The sequence below is a fragment of the Pseudomonas sp. CM25 genome (assembly GCF_013179705.1).
GTDB lineage: Bacteria > Pseudomonadota > Gammaproteobacteria > Pseudomonadales > Pseudomonadaceae > Aquipseudomonas.
On record NZ_JABMCW010000622.1, the window covers coordinates 1 to 1,509 of the forward strand.

Annotated in this window: 3 protein-coding genes and 1 pseudogene; 1 reads left to right on the plus strand and 3 read right to left on the minus strand. The window is 60.8% G+C overall.

Annotated elements, in window-relative coordinates; all coding sequences use genetic code 11:
* Positions 1-159: DUF2790 domain-containing protein (locus HP546_RS30090; protein WP_172233485.1), on the minus strand; the 159-nt coding region annotated here is incomplete at its 3' end.
* A 354-nt stretch (positions 160-513) separates the two neighbouring features.
* On the opposite strand from HP546_RS30090, the gene HP546_RS30095 reads away from it, so the two are divergent.
* Positions 514-882: a GNAT family N-acetyltransferase gene (locus HP546_RS30095; RefSeq protein WP_172233488.1), complete on the plus strand. Its 369-nt coding sequence runs from the start codon at positions 514-516 to the stop codon at positions 880-882.
* On the opposite strand, the gene def is transcribed toward HP546_RS30095, so the two are convergent.
* A complete protein-coding gene (gene def / locus HP546_RS30100; protein WP_172233491.1) occupies positions 837-1,373 on the minus strand; it encodes a peptide deformylase in 537 nt (178 codons plus the stop codon). The two genes, HP546_RS30095 and def, sit on opposite strands and share 46 nt — an antisense overlap.
* A pseudogene (locus tag HP546_RS31630) lies at positions 1,370-1,509 on the minus strand (ribonuclease BN); the annotation flags it as partial. The gene def and the pseudogene HP546_RS31630, both read right to left, overlap by 4 nt.

Genomic DNA, 1,509 nt, shown 5'->3' on the forward strand with positions numbered 1-1,509 from the left:
GACATTGGGGATGGTCGACAGGTTGATCACCCGCTTGATGTCCAGGTTCATCGAATAGTCGTACTGCTGAGCCACAGGCTGGCTGGAGACGGGTTTGGCCTCATCGGCAAGGGCGAACGAGGACATACCGACCAATGCAAGAATCAGTAATGGTTTCATGTGGGTCTGCCTTTTGAGCATTCAAGCTGATCGATTGACTTCTGATGCCGTCATTGGCGCGGAGAAGTTGCCATCTACGGTGAAGATGGCACGAAGTACCGATCCCGCTTAGTACTGCAAGGGGGGATGAATCAAATTCTACTCCCGGCCGGCAATAGTTGAACCCTGCAGTCGGATATTCACCCTTGCCAGTTTTGCAACAATCTGCGACAAAATGGTCGCAAATCATCAAGCCAGAGCCTCTCGTCACGTTTCAGGGCAGGAACCATCATTTCAGAGAATATCCACTGTTCGAAACTCACGGACACAGAACGCCGGCTGCTGGACCACTTCTACCGGCAGCACGGCTCGCGCATGCGTGCTGCAAGCGACGCTGAACTGTGGGTGGCCCGGGCCCCGGGCATCATTGCCGGACTGAGCCTTAGCCCGGTGGGCAACGGTTACTGGCTGACCGGCCTGTTCGTCGACCCGCAGCGGCGCAGCCATGGGGTCGCCGGGCAGTTGGTCGAGGCCGCACTGGTACAGGCTGATGGGCCCACCTGGCTGTTCTGCCACCCCGACCTGGCACCGTTCTATCAGCGGCTGGGCTTCGAGCTGGCCGGGCAGTTGCCGGAAGCGCTGGCTGGCCGCCTGCAGCGCTACCAGCACAGCAAACGCCTGGTCGCACTGCAGCGGGGTCAGTCGTCGCTGACGTCGAGCCCGGGGAACAGCACGTCGGTGTAGCCGAACTTGGCAAAGTCCTGGATGCGCGAAGGGTACAGGCGCCCGATCAGATGATCGCACTCGTGCTGCACCACCCGTGCATGGAAGCCGTCGGCAAAGCGGTTGATGGGGTTGCCCTGAGGGTCTATGCCTTCGTAGCAGATGTGCTTGAAGCGTGGCACCACGCCACGCAAGCCAGGCACCGACAGGCAACCTTCCCAGCCGTCCTCGACCTCGGTGGAGGACGGCGTGATTACCGGGTTCAACAGGATGGTCTGCGGTACCGCCTCGGCATCGGGGTAACGCTCGCTGCGCTCGAAGCCGAAAATCACCAGCTGCAGGTCGATACCGATCTGCGGCGCAGCCAGCCCGACGCCGCCGACGTGGCGCATGGTTTCGAACATGTCATCGATCAATTGCAGCAATTCGGCGCTGCCGAGCATGTGCTCGGGCACAGGCGGGGCGATGCGCAGCAGGCGCTCATCGCCCATCTTGAGAATTTCACGAATCATCGGGGGTTCGGCTCGGCGGTTTGCGGTTCGCTGGGTTTCGGGTGCTCGTGGCCCAGTACCGTCAGGGTTTCCTCGGCTTTTGCACCGCTGAAATCCTTCTCGCCAGGGTTCTTGCCCTCGGCGGACATGTGCTCGA

Coding starts and splice junctions, on each gene's coding strand:
- HP546_RS30095 (WP_172233488.1), top strand. CDS start 514: ATGCGTGCTGCAAGCGACGCTGAACTGTGGGTGGCCCGGGCCCCGGGC.
- def (WP_172233491.1), bottom strand. CDS start 1,373: ATGATTCGTGAAATTCTCAAGATGGGCGATGAGCGCCTGCTGCGCATC.